At 46.8% G+C, this 18,931-nt stretch carries 18 protein-coding genes and 1 other annotated feature; of the genes, 14 read left to right on the top strand and 4 right to left on the bottom strand.

What is annotated here, in order from left to right; genetic code table 11:
- Positions 1–20 precede the first annotated feature (20 nt).
- Complete coding sequence (locus LCM10_RS05145) at positions 21–1,487, top strand: aldehyde dehydrogenase family protein (protein WP_224875094.1); 1,467 nt, start codon at positions 21–23, stop codon at positions 1,485–1,487.
- A 134-nt stretch (positions 1,488–1,621) separates the two neighbouring features.
- Here LCM10_RS05145 and LCM10_RS05140 read toward each other — a convergent pair whose 3' ends face one another.
- Entirely contained in the window at positions 1,622–1,777 is a 156-nt protein-coding gene (locus LCM10_RS05140; RefSeq protein WP_224875093.1) for a hypothetical protein, read from the bottom strand.
- Between the two features lie 126 nt (positions 1,778–1,903).
- Here LCM10_RS05140 and LCM10_RS05135 point away from each other — a divergent pair, with 126 nt between their 5' ends.
- From LCM10_RS05135 to LCM10_RS05125, 3 genes are all read left to right on the top strand, one after another.
- A complete protein-coding gene (locus tag LCM10_RS05135; protein WP_224875092.1) occupies positions 1,904–2,413 on the top strand; it encodes a hypothetical protein in 510 nt (169 codons plus the stop codon).
- A gap of 43 nt (positions 2,414–2,456) precedes the next feature.
- Positions 2,457–2,846, top strand: coding sequence for a hypothetical protein (locus LCM10_RS05130; protein WP_224875091.1), 390 nt, complete (start codon positions 2,457–2,459; stop codon positions 2,844–2,846).
- Between the two features lie 128 nt (positions 2,847–2,974).
- Positions 2,975–4,657, top strand: coding sequence for a hypothetical protein (locus tag LCM10_RS05125; RefSeq protein ID WP_224875090.1), 1,683 nt, complete (start codon positions 2,975–2,977; stop codon positions 4,655–4,657).
- 43 nt (positions 4,658–4,700) lie between these two features.
- Here LCM10_RS05125 and LCM10_RS05120 read toward each other — a convergent pair whose 3' ends face one another.
- Complete coding sequence (locus LCM10_RS05120) at positions 4,701–5,906, bottom strand: MFS transporter (RefSeq protein ID WP_224875089.1); 1,206 nt, start codon at positions 5,904–5,906, stop codon at positions 4,701–4,703.
- Positions 5,907–6,142: 236 nt separating this feature from the next.
- On the opposite strand from LCM10_RS05120, the gene LCM10_RS05115 reads away from it, so the two are divergent.
- The 6 genes from LCM10_RS05115 (at position 6,143) to LCM10_RS20745 (ending at position 13,260) form a co-directional block, all read left to right on the top strand.
- A complete protein-coding gene (locus tag LCM10_RS05115) occupies positions 6,143–6,553 on the top strand; it encodes a hypothetical protein (RefSeq protein ID WP_224875088.1) in 411 nt (136 codons plus the stop codon).
- Between the two features lie 31 nt (positions 6,554–6,584).
- A complete protein-coding gene (locus tag LCM10_RS05110; protein WP_224875087.1) occupies positions 6,585–6,965 on the top strand; it encodes a hypothetical protein in 381 nt (126 codons plus the stop codon).
- Positions 6,966–6,989: 24 nt separating this feature from the next.
- On the top strand, positions 6,990–7,763 hold the full coding sequence (locus tag LCM10_RS05105) for an HAD-IIB family hydrolase (RefSeq protein ID WP_224875086.1): 774 nt from the start codon (positions 6,990–6,992) through the stop codon (positions 7,761–7,763).
- Between the two features lie 58 nt (positions 7,764–7,821).
- Positions 7,822–8,082, top strand: a complete 261-nt coding sequence (locus LCM10_RS05100) for a hypothetical protein (RefSeq protein ID WP_224875085.1) — start codon at positions 7,822–7,824, stop codon at positions 8,080–8,082.
- 470 nt (positions 8,083–8,552) lie between these two features.
- The gene (locus LCM10_RS05095) at positions 8,553–8,939 is read left to right on the top strand and encodes a hypothetical protein (RefSeq protein ID WP_224875084.1); all 387 of its coding nucleotides are present in this window, start codon (positions 8,553–8,555) and stop codon (positions 8,937–8,939) included.
- A 274-nt stretch (positions 8,940–9,213) separates the two neighbouring features.
- A complete protein-coding gene (locus LCM10_RS20745; protein WP_318247469.1) occupies positions 9,214–13,260 on the top strand; it encodes a S8 family serine peptidase in 4,047 nt (1,348 codons plus the stop codon).
- A gap of 137 nt (positions 13,261–13,397) precedes the next feature.
- On the opposite strand, the gene LCM10_RS05075 is transcribed toward LCM10_RS20745, so the two are convergent.
- Positions 13,398–14,255, bottom strand: a complete 858-nt coding sequence (locus LCM10_RS05075; RefSeq protein WP_224875083.1) for a zinc-dependent metalloprotease — start codon at positions 14,253–14,255, stop codon at positions 13,398–13,400.
- Between the two features lie 238 nt (positions 14,256–14,493).
- On the opposite strand from LCM10_RS05075, the gene LCM10_RS05070 reads away from it, so the two are divergent.
- On the top strand, positions 14,494–14,754 hold the full coding sequence (locus LCM10_RS05070) for a hypothetical protein (RefSeq protein ID WP_224875082.1): 261 nt from the start codon (positions 14,494–14,496) through the stop codon (positions 14,752–14,754).
- Positions 14,755–15,113: 359 nt separating this feature from the next.
- Here LCM10_RS05070 and tyrS read toward each other — a convergent pair whose 3' ends face one another.
- The gene (gene tyrS, locus LCM10_RS05065; protein ID WP_224875081.1) at positions 15,114–16,349 is read right to left on the bottom strand and encodes a tyrosine--tRNA ligase; all 1,236 of its coding nucleotides are present in this window, start codon (positions 16,347–16,349) and stop codon (positions 15,114–15,116) included.
- Positions 16,350–16,390: 41 nt separating this feature from the next.
- Positions 16,391–16,596 (bottom strand) — a binding site (T-box leader).
- 388 nt (positions 16,597–16,984) lie between these two features.
- On the opposite strand from tyrS, the gene LCM10_RS05060 reads away from it, so the two are divergent.
- The 3 genes from LCM10_RS05060 (at position 16,985) to LCM10_RS05050 (ending at position 18,884) form a co-directional block, all read left to right on the top strand.
- Positions 16,985–17,239, top strand: a complete 255-nt coding sequence (locus LCM10_RS05060; RefSeq protein ID WP_224875080.1) for a hypothetical protein — start codon at positions 16,985–16,987, stop codon at positions 17,237–17,239.
- A 68-nt stretch (positions 17,240–17,307) separates the two neighbouring features.
- Positions 17,308–17,871 (top strand): sigma-70 family RNA polymerase sigma factor, encoded by a 564-nt coding sequence (locus LCM10_RS05055; RefSeq protein ID WP_224875079.1) that lies wholly within the window; start codon positions 17,308–17,310, stop codon positions 17,869–17,871.
- Complete coding sequence (locus tag LCM10_RS05050) at positions 17,868–18,884, top strand: DUF4179 domain-containing protein (RefSeq protein ID WP_224875078.1); 1,017 nt, start codon at positions 17,868–17,870, stop codon at positions 18,882–18,884. Before LCM10_RS05055 ends, LCM10_RS05050 begins: the two co-directional genes overlap by 4 nt.
- Positions 18,885–18,931 lie beyond the last annotated feature (47 nt).

Raw genomic sequence — 18,931 nt, 5'->3', positions numbered from 1 at the left:
GAGCAGAGGAGGAAACCATCATGAAAACGGATTTTACAAAACTATACATTGACGGTGAATGGGTGAAAGGGACGAGCAGCAGTACGATCCACAACCGAAACCCATATGACAATACGGACCTCGTCAACATTCAGGCAGCAAGCAAAGAGGACTTGGACCGTGCGTATCAAGCGGCGGAGAAAGCACAGCAGGAATGGGCGAAGGAGCTTCCACAGGTGAAGCGTGAAGTGATGGAGAAGGCAGTCAGGATCGTTGAGGAAAATCAAGAGATGATCATCGACTGGCTCATCAAGGAATCTGGCAGCACGTACATGAAAGCTGCGGGAGAGGTCAGGGTCTCTATCATGAGCATGAAGGAATCGGCAACGTATCCATACCGAATGGAAGGGAAAATCCTGCCTTCACAGGTACCGGGCAAGGAAAACCGCGTGTACCGTGAACCGCTCGGCGTTGTCGGGATCATCAGTCCGTGGAATTTCCCGTTCCATCTGGCGGTTCGCTCGATTGCGACTGCGCTTGCAACCGGAAATGGCGTCGTCGTCAAGCCTGCGACCCATACCCCGGTGACGGGCGGGTTACTGTTTGCGAGCATTTTTGAAGAAGCAGGGTTGCCTAAAGGGTTATTGAACGTCGTCGTGGGACGCGGCTCTGAAATCGGTGATGATATTGTCACACATCCGACTCCGCGCTTGATTTCATTCACGGGCTCCACAGAAGTCGGACGCAGGATCGGGGAGTTGGCCGGGAAGAATCTGAAGAAGACCGCGCTCGAACTTGGCGGCAATAATGTGTTCATCGTGCTGGATGATGCCGATCTTGATCAGGCAGTCGAATCTGCATTGTTCGGTAAGTTCTATCATCAAGGCCAGATTTGCATGTCGATCAACCGGATCATGGTGCATGAAAAGATCCATGACACATTCGTTGATGCTTACGTATCACGCGTCAAGGAGCTGAACGCCGGAAATCCGGCCGAGAAGACGACGCATATCGGGCCGTTGATCGACAAGGACCAGGCAGAGCGCATCCTGAACGATATCGAGGAGAGCAAGAAGCAAGGCGCGGAAGTGGTTCTCGGCGGCGATGCGCAGGATAATCTGTTATCACCGACCGTCATGACCGGCGTCACGAACGATATGCCGATTGCGAAGAATGAGATCTTCGGACCGGTTGCCGCCATCATCTCTTTCAAGGATGAAGAAGAAGCGGTGAAGCTCGCCAATGAACATCCGTACGGACTGAGCGGGGCGGTTCATTCCTCATCGATTGAAAGAGGGACGAATCTTGCTCACCGCGTGAAGACCGGTATGATCCATATCAATGACGAATCGGTCAACGATGAGCCGCACATGCCATTCGGCGGCGAGAAGGATTCCGGTCTCGGTCGCTTCAACGGTGAATGGGCACTGGAAGAGTTCACGACCGTCAAGTGGGTCGGCGTGCAGCACAAGCGGAGGGATTACGGTCCGTTTATTGAGAAGAAATAAATAGGAAAAAGGCTGATTCCCGGCTGATATTTAGCCGGGAATCAGCCTTTTTTCGCTTTCAGTAAGTAATACGTCAGTATTCAAGCCACTTTTAAAAAATCCAAGCCAGAATCCCATGCCACCATCTGAAAAACTCAGTCCCTCATTCCGCCAGCTTCCCGTGAAGTCATGGCTCCTTGTCCGTTCTGTACATCTTTTGCAATTTGTTTCTTCACCTGCTCGGCATTGGTCCCAGCGAAGTCGGGTTTCATGGCAGAGTCAAGTTTCTGATTAGGTTGTTGGTTTTTCATTTTCAGTCACCTCCCTATTGGGGTTTATTTTTTGCAAAAGTTAGGTGTCTATCCGTGATTGATCACATGGCAAGGGGATCCGGACAGGGGTTATAATGAAGGAAAAATATTCTAGGGGAGAACGGGATGACGGTCTATTTAGACGAGTTTATTGAATCACTTCTTAAAAAGTATGGGGAAGGTGCAATCCCCCATTCGTTTGCGGTGAGGGAGGTTGCTGCCATATTAAAAAAGAAGTATGCAGCAGAGGAGATCGACGTCGACCTTGCCGACATTGATGAGGAGTCGAGGTTGAACGCGATTGGGTACTATGCCATTACGGATGAGGCGGTATTGGCAACAGTATTTTCAGATGTAGAAAAGGTTGACCTGTATGAGATGACGCTACAGGAGGATCAGTCGTCGGAAAATGAAGTGGAAAGGATGTGGTGTGACATCCAGGAGGGCAGGAGGGTGAACATCATCTTAGAAAGCATTGATTCTGTCACCTTCAGCGGATTTACGCTACAGGGGATGAGTGAAAGGCTGTTTCATGAATTGAACGTTTTGACAGGGATCCATCCAGCGGAATGCAAATTAGGGAACGAAGCATTTCATGCGTACTTGAAGAGTTTGGTCGTTTCCCGTTATTTATAATGGTACACTCTAATTAACGGAATTTTCCAAAAGGGGTGTTATCGTGTTAGAGGACTTTAAACAATTTTTAAAAGAGTATCGTCAGACGTGGAATGGCCAGGATGCGGTGAAGATGGCAGCTCATCATTCTGAACGTTTGGAAGTCAGGTGGGCGAATGATGATGCCTCGGTATCAGACTGGGGCTTTGATGGAACGGAACAAGGCTGGGTACAGGCCTATCTGCAATATGAGGGACGAAATCCGACTTGGACATTTCAGGATATCATGATCGACATCAATAACCAGCATGAGGGAGTAGCGGTTTTCTGGGTGCATTTTGAAGTGGACGGGGAAATGACGGACGTGAAATTACTATTTGTCGAGACGTTCCGTAAAGAGCTTGGGGAGTGGAAGAAGATCAGGGAATATGTAGAGAATGGATTTCCTGTATAGTTTGTTGCGGCAAAAATTCTCATTGTAAAATATTTTCATTGACTAGGTACTAAGACACATGTTTTTCTCAATTTCATGAAATAGAATGATGAAGATAATCTGAATTTTTTTATGGAGAAGGGGAAGGTATGAACGAATTAGCCTTTAGAAATACGATAAAGCAGTTACATAGTCAGGATCCGGGGAAACGGTTCGATGCGATGGGGAAGCTGTATGAATTGAAGGAACATGATGATTTGAAAATCCGGGTGGAGCTGTTGAAGGATATGGTGAAGGATGCTGCTTCGCCTTTCCCTGAGCGTGTCGATGGGTGGGATAACCCGTCTCTTGCCTTGATTGATTTTGTTTGTGATTACCCGATGCCGGAGATCATTGATGAGATGGTTATGCAGTTCGGGAAGTTGGATCCCGACGCACGGGTCCGGGCGCTTGAGTGCTTGCTACTGACGAAGGATGAAGGCATTTTCCAAGAAATCAGCGAGCAGGCGGTAAAGTTGATTTCAGAGCACGAGGTTCATTTGCCGGTCGAGGAATTATGTGAGTTTCCGGTGTTAGTCAAAGGGATTGTCGATGGGACACTTGAACAAATTCACTCCCCTCATTACAAATATGTGCTGTATGAATTCATTGCAGCCATTAATGAGTCGGATCTTGAACCGGGGTATAAGCGAGCGAAAATCCTTCCGGTGATTCTTGCTGATTACCGGAAATCATTGGAAGAGTACAGGGCATACGACGCCGAGTATCAGCCCGAATTTGTGTACCGATCCTGGAAGGATTCGTATTTTAAATTGAGATATGAAATGAACACCCTGATCGGGTTGCTTGAGTTCTACTATTCAAATGAGGCAGAGGAATTGCTGAAGGAGGCTGTACGGTTCAGGGATCCGAGGATTGCGACCAACGCGGTCCGGGTTTGTTTGAACAAGAATATCCCTGTAGAGGGGCATATCCTTGAAGGGCTGTCGCTCAATGTGGAAAGCGCAGAAATGATGTATCTTGGCTTGGAGGATAGTAAGAAGGAACATGTATTTCCAGTAAGTCCGAAGCAGCCTGTGTTGGCAGCGGCGCACTTGTTTCAACATCTCGTTTTCCTGCGTAATGAAGAAGGTGAGTTGTTGAACATTTACCCCGAGACTATTGAAGTCGTTGATTCCATCGACACCTTCAATTCATACGGCCAGCCGCTACGCTATTACCTCATGAGCTACTCACATAATGATGAGGTGCTCACGGCTTGGGTAGGGGGCTACGTCCTTGAAGAAGAGGATGACGGTGCTGAGATGTGGGAAGGCACTTACACGGATTTCGAGCCCTTCCATGACAGGACCGTTGAAGAGCATAAGCAGCTGTTTTTGAAAAAAAGGGAAGAAGATCATTTGGAAAGTGAACAGGCGGTTTATTTTGAAAGTTCGCCAAGTCTTCCGAAAGGATTATGGTTCTTTTATGCGCTGCTTATTGGGCATTGGATCAGGGTGTTTATGAACGGCATTGATGAAGAAGTGTATATTTCCATTGCATTCACCGTCCTTGGCGGAGTTGCCACCCTCTATGAAATATGGAAGAAAAAGAGAAGTGCGGTATCGATCATCGGCCGTGAATTGATCAAGGTAAAGGGTGAAAAGAAGGAAAGCATCCCGCTTCATGAGATCAAGAAGGTGACGTACGACCGGAAGCATATCCAGATTTTCAACAAAGAAAATGCGCTTCAACTGAAGATTCCCCTCGGCTGGGTGGAGTATGACCATTTCTATTATGCGATGGTCGAGCATACAAGTCATTTGAAGGAACAGGCGTATATTCAGGAATAAAAAAAAGGGTCATCCCACCGGAAATGGTGGGGTGACCCTTTTATCATTGAGCTCCTTTGTGTGACAATGTTCCCTGCGTGCGGTCCAGGTGATGGCTCATGAATGTCAGGACGCTCGCCAAGACAGCGACGATCCCGCCGACGATCGTGACGTTCATCAATGGACCTTGATGATAGACGAAGCCTCCGAGCGCGGAACCCATCGCGATGCCGACGTTGCTTGCAACCGGCATGAGAGATGCCGCGAGTCCGGTCGCTTTCGGCTGATAGACACCGGCAAGGTCGATCAAATAAAGCTGGGTCGAGGTGGTGAGCATGATCGCCATCAACGACATCAGCCCGATGTTCACCAAGCCGAGAACAAAGTTGTCTGTTGTCCAGTAAAGGCTGACGAGGACGATTGCCTGGATCAGGAATACGACTCGCAGGCGCCCGATTCCATCGTGACTCGCAATCTTGCCAGCCAGGATATTACTGAAGATCGAAATGAACCCGTACACAAACAGAATCAAGCTGATCGAGTTTGACGGGGCTCCCATCATTTGAAGGATCGGAACAAGATACGTAAAGACGGCATACGTCGCACCGAATCCAAGGGCCGGTATGAAGAAGGCCATCAGGATCCGCGGATTCGTCAGTAATGAAAATTGATCACGGATGGAACTGCGATACTGACTGAGTCCAGTCGGTAAATGGATGTACGATGTCATGAAGGCAGCCATTCCGAGGCAAGTGGTCAATAGGAATGTGCCGTGCCAGCTTGTCCACTCGGCGATGACCGTCCCGATCGGTACCCCGACGACGTTTGCAAGCGTGAACCCGCCGAAGACGAATGAAATCGCGACACCGCGCTTCTGAGCAGGAATCGCTTCACTCGCAACCGTCATGGCAAGCGAAATCAATACGCCTGTCACAATCGCGGTCAGCATGCGAAGCACAAGCAATAACACGTAGCTTGTCGACACGATGCAAAGCGCGTTCAGTATGATGAACGAAGCAATCAGGCCGAGCATCCATTTCCGTTTTGGAAAATGACTCGTCGCCGACATCACGATCGGGGTCGTGATGGCAAACGTGATGGCAAAAGCAGACACGAGCGTACCCGCCTTGGCGTTCGTGATACCGAGGCTTGATGAGATCTCGGTCAGAATTCCGACGATGACAAACTCGCTTGTCCCGAGCACGAATGTCAATAGTGATAGGGTGAAGATGAGAAATTTATGTTGTTTCGTGAGTATCGATTGTTTCATGGTAGCCTCTTTTCTATGGTGATTGTTCTAATGCTGGTGTAGTTGGACAATTTTATTATCATATCATAAAGAACGTTGGAAAACCACGGGGACAGGTACCGTGGTTCTTTTTTTGAGAAAGTGTGCCAAGGGACCTGTCCCCTTGGTCTAATATATTACCACAATATTACATTCAAAAGCTTTCAATACATCCACAATATAGTAAAATAGAAAGAAAAAGGATGGTGGGCGCCTTCATGTCCAAGCTGCGTATCCTTACAATTATCCTACTTTCGCTCTCACTCCTTTCCGGTATTGCGCTGTACGGCCTTTATCACTACAAGATTGTAAGGGACGACTATACTGAACTGCTAGTCTGGAAGGACGGTCAGATTGTATACGAAATCGATGATACTGAACAGATTACGGCGATCAAAGACAAGATTAACAAAAGTCCACGTCATTATCGCTATGACAACGGCTTCAGGTATGATTCGGTGCCGATTGGCGTGCTGACGTTTAAAAAAGCTGGGAAGAAAAAGCAATTGGGGTTTGTGACACCAGAAGGGAATGTGTTCACAAAGTATTGGCTCATCGAAACGAAATTTGATTTCGGCGAAAATCCGAATGCCGATGAGAAACAGAAGATCATGGGATCAGGCTTCTAAAGAAGGGAGGGGAACGAGGATCAAGAAGATCATGATGATAATCATAGGTTTAGGTGCTATTTCCTTACTCGTGCTGTTTTTTATGAGGGGGACCCCGATCGAATATGAAGTGATGGCTAAAGAGGATGCCCCCCTCTCGGTCCAGCGTGCCCTAGTTGAAAAGGGGGAAGTACTCGGGTTTCAGACCTTTCATGAGGGTGATTTCACATACATCTACTATCGAAGTGAAGATGCCCACCAGGAGTACACGACGACGGATATCTCTTTGAAAAAGCAGCTCGGAAAGATTGTGGCGACGGCAACGGTCGATCATGCCTATAATGACGGTGAAGTCAGCTATGAGATGCTGTTGAAGACGGAGCGTTTGGCAGAAGAGGATCTCGTTTTAAAAGAAGAATTTCTTGTACCGTAAATCATTCATGTGGAGGAACAAACGATGAAATTTGTATTTGATTTGGATGGGACGATTTGTTTTAAAGGAAAACCTGTGTCGAAGAAAATAGTGGAGTGCCTGCTGGAAGTGGCGAGTAGCGGGCACGAGGTGATCTTTGCTTCGGCAAGACCAATCCGCGATATGCTACCAGTACTGGACTCTCGGTTGCATGGGTTTACGTTGATTGGCGGGAACGGTTCGCTTGTGTATGAGAACCGGGATTTGAATGATTGCACGGCGTTTAGTGCCCGGGAAATAGAGGGGGTGATCTCCCTTATGGAAGAATATGAGGCTACTTATCTCGTGGATAGTGACTGGGACTATGCGTATACGGGACCAACCGACCATCCGATCATACAGAACCTGGATCCGGAAGGACTGGCGAAGAATGTCCCGTTGGAGGAACTGTCTTTGATTGTGAAAATGTTGATCCTGACGTCTTCTGATTACGTGGAACTTAGCCGGAAACTTAGTGAGCTCGACATGGAGGTACATGAACATGGAAATGAGCGGGTGCTCGATATCAGTCCACCGAATATCAATAAGTGGATGGCCCTTTCAAAACTTGGGGTACGGGAACAGGATTACATCGCATTCGGGAATGATGCGAACGATATCAGCATGTTTGAGAATGCGAAAGTCGCGGTGATGATCGGGGAGCATGGGGAGCTTTCGGATGTGGCGGATGAAAAAATCGATCTTACAGGTGATGTGGAAGATGTGATCGTGGGTCGGATTGAAGAGCTTGCTCGTAAGTATCGTGAAGTGGTGCAGTGAGGCGTGTGCTTGAGGGCGGTTCCATGATGTTCAGGGAATACATGAGATTTAATTTGAAGTGGCTGCCTTTTCATGTTGGTTTGTCTTTCATGTTTTCGTGAACGTGTTGCTCGGTTACACCGATGAACCTTATGTGTTCGCCATTGCGAAGGGGATTCTCATCCTTTCATTGATTGCTTCGATTCCTTCGTTCGTTTTCTTTTTCAGGAATCGTTTTGAAGGGGGGAGTGTCCTCGGTTTGGTGGGGATGCTGGTTGTGCTGCCGGTACCGTTTGTGGTGGTGGCAGTGGTGATGGGGATTTTTTATGGAGTGGCTTAGAGGTGTGTGGGTTTAGTAGTGCACATTTCATATAGGAAGCTTTTTGCTATTAAGTCGTGAGAATTGATAATAAAGGATGTCTTTCGCTATTAATCTGTTCATTGTGATAATAAAATCCGTTTTTTGATCATAAGGAACGGGCGCATTTGCAGTTTTGATAATAAAATGTCCATGATCGATAATAAAACTTCTTTTTTCGATAATAAATGTGATGGAATTGATAATAAATCATTGAGCTGTGTTGCAAGGTTGTCTGTTTTTCTTCAAATATTGTGATTACGGGCATGTTTTTACTCCGACAAAGGATTGTAAAGTCCCAACTTAAAGCATTTTTATGAAAATCACTCATTTACTGTTTGAAAACCGGCGTTTCAACGACTTTAACGCCCTCAGGGATTTGCAGCTAGTCCTTAAAGTCTGTCTACACACCCCGTTTTCTGTTAGAATCAGGAAGCGTAAGGGGGGATTCTATGAAAAAGAAATGGCTATTCGCACTGAGTGCGGCTGCGGTTGTGGTAATGGGCATCACCTTCATACATATGCAAAAGCCCCATGAGTCCGATCTTGTTAAATGGCTTTCAGATCATGAAGGGATCGTCTGTTTGGATGAGGGGTGTGAGATGATCGAGATTGGGGAGGAGTTCGACGAAACGTCAGGTACCTATTGGCATTCCGATGGATACTATGATTCCTCGACCGGCCCGTTGAATGCAGGGATGGAAATCAAGCGGATCTACCGGAATACAGAGGATCCGGATGCGTTTTTTTCAGTGGAGGCGAGTGGTTTTCTTGGTGAGTTTAAAGAGGTAGTTATCGAAGGATATGAGTCCGAGATACCTCTCGAGGCGATCAATTAGCTATCATGTGGCATTTATTCAAAAGCTCCGGGCAGTTGACTCGGGGCTTTATTTTGTTTGTGTATGTTTAAAAATTTCCCCAACCAATGAAAGAAAAACAGTTCTTTTTATATACGTACATATTCCCGAAAAGAGCCTCTCAAATACCAAGTTCCTCTGTGAGGAAACATCGATCAGACTTTAAGTCTAGATGAATACCCCGATACCACCTTCCAACGATTTCCTCTAAAATTTTCATTGAAGAGCGATTTTATCATGAATGGAGGAACAATCGTTGAAAAGTATCGATTCCAAGAATTTATTAAAGGGTCTTACTGCTACTGCATTAGTGTCGACTCTTGCAGTAAGTAGCATTCCCCCGTCACTCCAGCAAACCGCTGTTGCGGAGACGGCTGTCACGTCACAAGATGTGTTGAACTCACTGACTCCCGAACAAAGGCGTGTTTTAAACGAAATCAAGAGTACGTCGGCAGAAGGAGGCATCCATCTGTCAGAGGGAATCGATCTCTCTAGTGATGAAGAAATATCGGTCATTGTGGAATTCAAGGGGAATGCTCCTGCGACGGATGTGCTTCTAGAGAAGATGAAGGGCAATGCATTATCCATCGATGAGGCAAGGGCGAAGATCGAAAAAGAGCATAAGCGTTTCAAAGAAGATGTAGACAAGCTGAAAATCAATGGGAAGATCACAAGTTCCTTCATGGAATCTTACAATGGCGTGTCGTTGACATTGCCTGCATCTCAGGTGACGAAGTTGAAGGAATCCACTCATGTCAAGAACGTGTGGGAAAACAAAAAGGTAGAGCTCGTTCAGCCTGTTGGGGATGAAACAGAAGGTGGCAGCGTGTATCTCGGAAAGCATCCTCATGAAATGACGAATGTGGACAAGCTTCATGAAAAAGGACTGACCGGGGAAGGTGTGAAGGTGGCGGTCCTTGATACGGGAATCGATTACAATCATCCTGACTTGAAAGATGCGTTCAAGGGTGGATACGATTTCGTGGATGAAGATCATGATCCGATGGAAACGACGTATGAAGATTGGGAGAAAGCAGGAAAACCTAAAGGGCCAAGTGTCTATTACACGTCCCATGGTACCCATGTTTCCGGTATCCTGGCTGGTCAAGGAGACGGGGACACCGCGTTATCCGTAAAAGGCGTGGCACCGGGGGCCGATTTATACGTGTACAGGGTGCTTGGACCTTACGGTTATGGGACGACGGAGGACATCATTCAGGGGATTGAACAGTCTGTCAAAGATAAGATGGATGTCATCAACCTGTCATTAGGGAATATCCTGAATGATCCCCAGTCCCCACTTTCCACTTCGATCAATAACGCTGTGCTCTCCGGGGTCACGAGCATCCTCGCTGCAGGGAACGACGGACCGGGTATGTATTCCGTCGGCTCACCGGCATCGTCGGCACTTGGCATTGCAGTCGGTTCGACGGACACGAAAGTGAGTTATCCAAACTTCGTGGGCGATGTTCACTCCGATCAGCTCAAACAAGAGATGGAACTGCGTTATTCGACTTCTGAAATCGGTCTCGATCCCCGTGAATTGAATGGAAAGACCTTGTCGATCGTGGATGTGGGTCAAGGAACGGAAGAGGAGTACGAAGGGAAAGACGTCAAAGGGAAGATTGTGTTGATCAGGACGGGTGGATTCGAACGATTGCGTGATGCTTACATTGTAGCCAAACAGCACGGGGCGGCAGTCGCATTCGGATATTCTGCGAACGCTTATGGGTTCATCACGGATGCCTATCCGGATGACCCTCATATGCTGCCTGCATTTACACTTGAGGGCAGGAAAGCAAAAGAGCTCGTTCAAGTTCTCCAAACAGACGAAGTGACCTACACATTCAAGGAAATTAAGGAACGTGAAGTGGCGAGGGATGATTATGTATCCTCTTTCAGTTCAAGCGGCCCGACAAGATTGACGTATGATATCAAGCCGGAAGTCGTCGCGCCTGGAGGAAATATTTTATCCACCGTCCCTAACTACTTGCACGGGGTGAAAGATTACACTCAATCGTATGCGAAGTTCTCCGGTACGTCGATGGCGACACCTCATGTGTCAGGGATTGCGGCACTCCTGCTTGAAGCGAACCCGAAGAGTGATCCCGCCGACATCAAGACGATGTTGATGAATACAGCGGAAGACCTTGATTTGAACTACAGTGTGTTTGATCTTGGGGCTGGTAAAGTGAACGCACTGAAAGCAGCTGAGTCCACCACCCATATCCAGGTGGAGGATACGACACCGATGCTGAAAAAAGATCGGGAGAAAGTGATGGATGAGCTGACCGGTTCCCTCAGCTTCGGAACAACCTTCGTCACCGGTGAAGATGTAACGGATTCCCGTGTACTTTCAATCAGGAATGACTCGGATCAAGATAAGGAATACAAAGTTGATGTCACCTTCAATGTGAATGCGAGAGGGTCGAAAGACGGCGAGGCAGAGGGCGTGAAATTGACGGCACCCGGATCCATCACCGTAAAAGCCAATAAAAAGGAGGAGATCACTGCAGATCTTCTGCTACCGGCTACAGCTGCGACCGGTATTTATGAGGGATATGTGACGTTTACGAATGTAGAATTTGCGGATGAAGTGGTTCGCATTCCATTTGCCGTGAGAAAAGTGAAGGAAGGAGTGGACTACGTCCAATCGAGTGACATCCTTTCCACCGTAAGAGAAAACGGGTATGTCAGAAAAGGTTCTTTAACCGGTAGTTTCTCTTTGAATTCTCACATGAAGAATGTCGATCTCTTCCTCGTGGATGCAGAAACAAACAAAGAAATCGGATTCATTGCTAGCATGGACGGAAGGTTCATTGCGGAGAACACACCATCCTATCTATATGGATACTTCAACGGAAATTATTACCCGTTCACTGATGACCGTGACCATCCGATCGGGTATGAACCGATCGAAGCGGATCAAGGTGCTTACAAGATGAAATTCATTTTTACGGATGATAGTGGGAAAGAAACGGTCATTGAAAAGCCATTTATCCTCGACAATGAAATGGGATCGTTTACGACTGACCAGGAAAAAAGGATCATTGAGCTTGAAGCGGACCAAACAGCATACACCTTCAAAGGGCAGATCCACGATCATCAAATCGACCTAGCCAAAAAAGCGGGGATCGAAGTGGACCAAGGGGATAATGTGGTTTCCTATCGTACAAGCGGTAGTTATTATGACAATCCTGTAGCTCTTAATGAAACAGGGGATTACACAATCAATGCATACGTCCCGACGTATAAAAAAGTTATGTCCGTTACAGTGAAAGGAAGAGACCGCGCTGGGATTGAATCGCAGAATAAAGAATATCATTTCGTCAGGAAGGGCACCCCTTATCTTGCAACCGTTCCATCACAGGATTCGGTTATGACGGGTGAGGGAATCGACTACTCTGTATCCGCGCATTATATTGACGATTGGAAGCAAATCACATACACGTATACATTCGATCAAAAGGTGTTAAGTGTCGAAAACGTGGCAGTTGTTCCAGAGTTGAGCGACAAAGTGACAGTGGACACCGAATCAACACCTCAAGGAATGAAGGTTGTCTTATCATCAAAAACGGGTGAACCGATTACCTCGTCCGGTTCGTTACTGAAAATTTCGGCGAAACTTAAGAGCGAGAACTTTTATAGTAGCTATATGACGATGACCGCAAACAGCATTACTCTCACAAAAGCAGATGACACAACGGTCAAACTTGAAGGGATTTCCCCTTCCGTAAAAGGATGGTCGAACCATTCCGAATTAACGGGGGACATGAACGGGGAAGCTGTCTTCCTCCGAGATTTTTATGGAAAATTGTTAACGACCGATGTTGATTATGAAGCACTCGGAGCCACGATCAAAGCGGTAGGCCCTGATGGTAAAGAATACGAAGGGACAGTCATAGGGGATGGCAGGTTCAAAATCAACCTTCTTTCCACACAGGAAAAGATGGTGCTCAGCTTCGACGTTCCTGGACATTTGACCGTAAAGAAAGAATTCCAAATCGGGCGTGAAAATGGATATGGAGAAGAACAAACCATCAAATTCTTCCCGGCCATCGCCGGTGATGCCAACCACGACCAAATCGTCGATATCCGTGACGCCGTCTACCTTGAAACACACTGGGGATCTAGTGACCGCCAAGCAGATATCAACTTTGACGGGACCGTCGATATGAAGGATATGACATACATCAAGGAGAATTTCCTAAAGGTAAATCCGATGATGGATGTAAAAGAGAAAGTAAAGGACAAGGATGCCGGTCGAAGCCTTGGGGATATTTTGAACGGATTGAAAGAATAGTAGATAGGGAGAAGTTTTATTAACGTAGGTATTGTAGTTGAGTAATGAACGGTGGGGCTTATCCTGTGAGGGGTAAGCCCTTTTGGCTTGAAAGAAAAGAAGGGACGGCACTTGGCCAGCCCCTTTCCTCTGTATAATTAGTTCCCATACCACGTTCTATGTGCCTCGATCTCATTATCATGATCTCCATCCCAGAAGTCGACTTGATAAGCATAATCATAGTTCATGATGCACTGGATCCCGCTTCCTTGCGCGTCATGCCCAAGGCCATAGTTGTGGGAAAACTCATGCTGAGCAGCGTGCCACGTATTCTGTGCTCCTTGATCAAGGTTCACGCTGATCGCACTTCCGCTTGGTGCAGATGGGTACACATAGGCAATGCCGCCTGAGTTGAAGTTAGTGTCACGAGTGAAACCAACGACGAAATCATAACCGTTTCCGTTAAAGTCGCGATCAAGGTCCTGAAGGATTTCAGACGCGTTGTTCCCATTCGACGTCCATTGTGCAAATGCTTTAATATCATAATCGATGGAGTGATCACGGATGAAACCGTCATCAGCTTTCTCGACGATATTTGTCGTCAATGTCTGCCAGTCACTGTGTGCGGCACGATATTCTTCATCCACCGCAACGAGTACCGTCACCGTACGATCCGTCGTTGCAGGGGGCTCGGTCGTTCCGCCACCTGAACCACCGCCTCCAAGCCAGTCGAAAAGACCGAACAGTTCTTCGGAATCATTTTTCTTGATTTTAGTCTTTTTGATTTTCTTTCCACTCTCGTCTAATACATCAGCAACGCTGTCCTTTTCAACCTTTGAAGGCTTGTCGAATTTCTCCTTGCCTTTGGTCTTTGCTTTCGGCAGCTCATGTCCGATCTCAACCGTGTTCCCTTGAGAGTCGATCCCGGCAGCATTCAACGTTTCCGCCCCTGCCATCGAAGGTGATAGTGCCAATGATAAAGCAAATGTTAGTGATAATAATCCTGTTTTCTTCACGTGATGTTCCCCCTAATATGTAGTGGCCCTAAATAGGACTCTCTAAATCTATCATAATTTTTTTGGCGAATCATGGGGTATTTTGTAAAGATTCCTAAGTAGAAAGACTTATAGTTTGTAAAAGGTGTGTTAAGAGGTGGGGGTAATCATATGGGGATGGAGAGAGGATGAAGAATAGGGATGTAAGGCCGGTTACTATATGGTAAAATTTTCTTGTGGAGAGGGGGGGGAGAACGTGATGCGTAAATATTCAGGGATGCTTTCAATCTTTATGTTAGTCTTGACGTTTCTGATCCTGCAGTCTCTCGTGGGAAAAGACATCGGACCGTTATGGGTGTGGATCATCCTGGTTGGGTATGTCGCTTCGGCAGCGGCATCTTGGTATAGTGAAAGTGGGTTTTGGAAAAAGGCGTCAAGCGCGATCCTAATTGTTCTGCCGATCAGCTTTGTGTTGTTTATTCTTGCCTTTGTGTTCGCGTTGCGGGGGCATGATTTTTAGGGTGAGCTGCGTAATGGGTATGGCGGATACTTGCATGAGGCGTGTACTCTTTTTGCGATTTGATAATATAATTGGATTTTTGATAATAAAAGGTCGGGTTTTGATAATATAGTTGGAATGTTGATAATAAGTTGCTCGGTTTTGATAATATATGAAGCAGGTGGCCCTGTTTTGGACTGTTGCAAGACCATAAGTAGGGCCATGAAGCTGGATTATGGACAGTTTTATATAAAATAAACAAATTTAGAACGTTTTTAATGAAAAGATCGTCTTTTTTCCATAAAAAGCGATATGATGTCTCCTACCAAAATAAGCAACACCCTCCAACCGAGAAAAGGAGGGTGCACCTAGTAGTAAAACTACATCTCCACTTTCACAAACTTCCTCTTCCCAACCTGCACAATCATCCCATCACGGAGTGTGACCCCGAGCTCGGTATCAAGCACCTTCTCGCCATCAATCCGGATCCCGCCGTTCTTGATCATCCTGCGTGCTTCACTCTTTGAACGCTGCATTCCGAGTTCCACTAACAAGTCGATGATCCCGATGGAAGGTTCGCCTTTCCATTCGACAACCGGGATATCGTCAGGCATGGCTCCTTTTTGGAACACGGTCTCGAAGTGCTGGACCGCGGCATCGGCGGCATCTTCCCCGTGGTAGGTAGCCACGATGGTGCGGGCAAGCTTGACTTTGGCGTCCCTTGGGTGCAGCGTTCCGTCCCCCAGTGTGTTTGCAATGGTTTCCTTTTTTTCGAGCGGCAAGTTTGTCACCAGGTTGAAGTACTTGACGATCAGCTCATCCGGTAGCGACATCGTCTTGCCGAACATGTCGTTTGCCGGTTCGTCGATGCCGATGTAGTTATGCTTCGATTTGGACATTTTGTCTACGCCATCAAGGCCCTCGAGTAGTGGAAGCAGGATGACGACCTGCTTTTCTTTCCCGTAGTGCTCCTGCAGATGGCGTCCCATCAAGACGTTGAAATGCTGATCGGTGCCGCCGAGTTCAACGTCGCTTTCGAGCTGAACCGAATCGTAGCCCTGCATGAGCGGGTAGAAGAATTCGTGCAGGGATATCGGTTTCCCTGCTGCCATCCTGTTGGAAAAGTCGTTCCGCTCGATCAGGCGTGCGACGGTGATGCTTGCTGATAGGTTGATGACGTCTTCAAGGTTGAGTGGCGTCAACCAAGCTGAGTTGTAGTATAACTCGACTTTCTTCATATCCAGCACTTTGCCGAACTGTTCGAAATATGTTCTTGCATTGACCTTCACTTCTTCATCTGTCAGTTGTTTTCGTACAGTCGACTTACCGGTTGGATCCCCGATTTTTCCCGTGAAGTCGCCGATGATGAGCTGGATGATATGGCCATTTTCTTGGAATTGCTTCAATTTATTCAACACGACGGTATGACCAAGGTGGACATCCGGTGCCGTCGGATCGAGACCGAGCTTGATCTTAAGCGGCTTGCCGGTCTGGATGCTGCGAGCCACTTTGTCCCGGAGTTCTGTTGTTGGGATCACGTCCACAACCCCATTCTGATAAAGGCTGATCTGCCTTTCCACTTCTGCCTGCTGTTCTTTCGTCAAATCCTTCATCATGTTTTCCTCCTCATAAAAATAATAAAAAACCACGCCCCTAGAAAAGGGACGTGGTTATACGCGGTACCACCCTCATTTGAAGATTCACTCTTCCACTCAATCGGATAACGGTCCGGCGCCGTTTCTTGCTTATCACAAGAAAAGTTCAAGGGGGTAATTCGCCATTATCTTTGTTCTGATTCGCACCAACCATCAGATCTCTTCGACAGGGAGATAATTGACTACTGAATCCTATCAATACTTTTTGCTGTATTGGAATTATTTTCATTATCTTACTCTACTTGTGGGATGGATGGCAAGGGTTTTTTTGGTGGCTGGTGAGTAGATTTTGGGTTTGATAATAAAATTGGATTTTTGATAATAAAAGGATTGTTTTTGATAAAATATTCTGATATTTGATAATAAGATGCCTGTTTTTGATAATAAGTCGTTCCGAAGCCTGGTTCAGAGCATAGTTAAGCCCGGAATGTGGGGCATATCACATCTTTTTGAAGTGAGAAGAACAAATTTGACGTTAAAACCGTTCGTTTTTCAACCAAAATAGGCATTTTTCTTAAAAATATCCAACTATAGAAAATTATTGAAACAACCACCCTTTAAGTGTAAAATTACACTAACAGACAGGAGGGGGATTCATGGAGTTTTTTTCACTATTGGTTTTTCAAGTATTCGTCATGTTGTTATTGGTTGTCAGTTTTGCGGTGATCCTTTTCAACTTACATAAGCGATTGAACGTATTGTATCCCTTATTGGTTAGTGTGCTCGCGGCAATCGGATTTTTGTTTATTTTCAATGTGGAGAATTTGCTATCAGTCATTGCGTTGGGGTCGAATCTTCTATTTTCGGTGATCTTGTATGTGGTTGCTGTTAAAAAGAAAGAATCTTTTTGAGAATCCCTTCGCCCACGGTTCGTTGTACTAGATGAGAAAGCTTTTTCAATCAAAAAGGAGCGGAGTAGATGAAAAGTTCCTCGACACATTTTATTGTACGGTTAAAGAAACAGAAAGAAGATGCGTTGGAGTTCATCATTGATGAGTATATGCCGCTGGTGAAGACGATTGCGGTGAAGGTTCTTCACGGGATGAGGCAGCCGGATATCGATGAGTGCGTCAATGATGTGTTCTTGACGGTCTGGCAGAATGCACATCAGTTTCACGGTGAACGGCAGGATTTCAAAAAATGGATCGGGATGATTGCGAAGTATAAAGCGATCGATCGGTACCGGCAGGCGAAACGGCAGCAAGAACGGGAACAGTCGGATGAGAGGCTAGTCGAGAAAGCGAGTACGTTTCGGACGGAAGAATCCATTTTGAAACAGGAAGAACGAAATGAACTACTGGCTGCGATCAGTCGATTACAGGATGATGACCGGGACATTTTCTTGATGAAATATTATTTGGAGCTTTCCAACGGCGAGATTGCCGACACTCTCGGATTATCGAAGGCTGCGGTTGATAACCGGTTATACCGCGGGAAGAAGATTCTGGCCACGAATTTGAAGGGGAAGGAGCTACTGATATGAGCATGAAGGAATGGATGGATCTTGATATGGACGAACTGGAGTTAATGGATGTGTCCGAACTCGAGAAAGAGAGGGTCAAGCAACATGTGTTGAAAACACGGAAGAAGGCACCGGTTTGGAGGAAGGTTGCGGCTGCAGCCATCATCCTTGTGGGAGCGGGTGCGGCAACAAGTGTCGCGATGCCTTCGGTTGCTTCGCAGATTCCGTTCATGGATGATGTGATCAGTTATTTTAATGGCGAAGACAACAAGAATTTTGACACATTCTCCACTGATATCGGGTTGGCTGAGACGAGCAACGGAGTAACGGTCATGATCGATAATGCCGTCTATGACGGGACGAATATCACGGTGTCGTTCGCGATTGAGACGGAAGAAGATTTCGGGGAGGCGATGCACATCACGGGGCCGAATTGGTTCGAAGTTGAAGGGTCTGTTGGCAGCAGGGGCACGAATGAAATCACGAAGATCAGTGACACACGCTACGTCGGCTTATTCACCTTTACGCCGCAGTTTAAAGAGGATGAGCATCCTGACAAAGTGGACGTAAGCTGGACGCCACAAGCCTTCTCGAACTATGAGAGTGGGAAAGAAGTGGAAGGGGATTGGTCGTTCGATTTTTCGCTAGAACGGGTGAAAGGTGAACAGAAGCTTTTGAATGAAACGGTTCAGAACAAGGACATCACGTTTACACTGAAATCCATCGAATTCACCGATGTATCCACGGTCATCGGCTACGAGCAAATGGTGAAGGATGAATTCCTTGAAAAGTGGCCGAGTGTGACGCCGGTGTTCCGGGTGACCGATGATCTCGGGAATGTCTACATGGACGGCACTGGTGGCGGAGGGATGTCGAAGGATAACGGGAAAACATTTAGTGGAACAACGCAGTTCGGCACGATAGAGGAAGGGGCCAGTCAGTTGATCATCGAGCCGATTGCAATCGCGAGCTTGATGTCTGGTGAAGGGCTTGAGGAGTTTGAATTGGAGCCGATTGTGATTGAATTGGAGTAGAGATGGAAGAGTGGGGGCCGCCTCCGGTTAACGAGCCGGGGGCGGTC

It is taken from the genome of Rossellomorea aquimaris (assembly GCF_020171925.1).
In the GTDB taxonomy this organism is placed as follows: Bacteria; Bacillota; Bacilli; order Bacillales; family Bacillaceae_B; genus Rossellomorea; species Rossellomorea aquimaris_F.
The sequence above is the reverse complement of the archived record's forward strand: the minus strand, read 5'-3'. Positions and strand labels throughout refer to the sequence as shown.

What these genes read in the sequence shown, in the direction of transcription:
- LCM10_RS05145 (WP_224875094.1), top strand. Translation starts at nt 21, where the DNA reads ATGAAAACGGATTTTACAAAACTATACATTGACGGTGAATGGGTGAAA.
- LCM10_RS05140 (WP_224875093.1), bottom strand. Translation starts at nt 1,777, where the DNA reads ATGAAAAACCAACAACCTAATCAGAAACTTGACTCTGCCATGAAACCC.
- LCM10_RS05135 (WP_224875092.1), top strand. Translation starts at nt 1,904, where the DNA reads ATGACGGTCTATTTAGACGAGTTTATTGAATCACTTCTTAAAAAGTAT.
- LCM10_RS05125 (WP_224875090.1), top strand. Translation starts at nt 2,975, where the DNA reads ATGAACGAATTAGCCTTTAGAAATACGATAAAGCAGTTACATAGTCAG.
- LCM10_RS05120 (WP_224875089.1), bottom strand. Translation starts at nt 5,906, where the DNA reads ATGAAACAATCGATACTCACGAAACAACATAAATTTCTCATCTTCACC.
- LCM10_RS05115 (WP_224875088.1), top strand. Translation starts at nt 6,143, where the DNA reads ATGTCCAAGCTGCGTATCCTTACAATTATCCTACTTTCGCTCTCACTC.
- LCM10_RS05110 (WP_224875087.1), top strand. Translation starts at nt 6,585, where the DNA reads ATGATGATAATCATAGGTTTAGGTGCTATTTCCTTACTCGTGCTGTTT.
- LCM10_RS05105 (WP_224875086.1), top strand. Translation starts at nt 6,990, where the DNA reads ATGAAATTTGTATTTGATTTGGATGGGACGATTTGTTTTAAAGGAAAA.
- LCM10_RS05095 (WP_224875084.1), top strand. Translation starts at nt 8,553, where the DNA reads ATGAAAAAGAAATGGCTATTCGCACTGAGTGCGGCTGCGGTTGTGGTA.
- LCM10_RS05070 (WP_224875082.1), top strand. Translation starts at nt 14,494, where the DNA reads ATGCGTAAATATTCAGGGATGCTTTCAATCTTTATGTTAGTCTTGACG.
- tyrS (WP_224875081.1), bottom strand. Translation starts at nt 16,349, where the DNA reads ATGATGAAGGATTTGACGAAAGAACAGCAGGCAGAAGTGGAAAGGCAG.
- LCM10_RS05060 (WP_224875080.1), top strand. Translation starts at nt 16,985, where the DNA reads ATGGAGTTTTTTTCACTATTGGTTTTTCAAGTATTCGTCATGTTGTTA.
- LCM10_RS05055 (WP_224875079.1), top strand. Translation starts at nt 17,308, where the DNA reads ATGAAAAGTTCCTCGACACATTTTATTGTACGGTTAAAGAAACAGAAA.
- LCM10_RS05050 (WP_224875078.1), top strand. Translation starts at nt 17,868, where the DNA reads ATGAGCATGAAGGAATGGATGGATCTTGATATGGACGAACTGGAGTTA.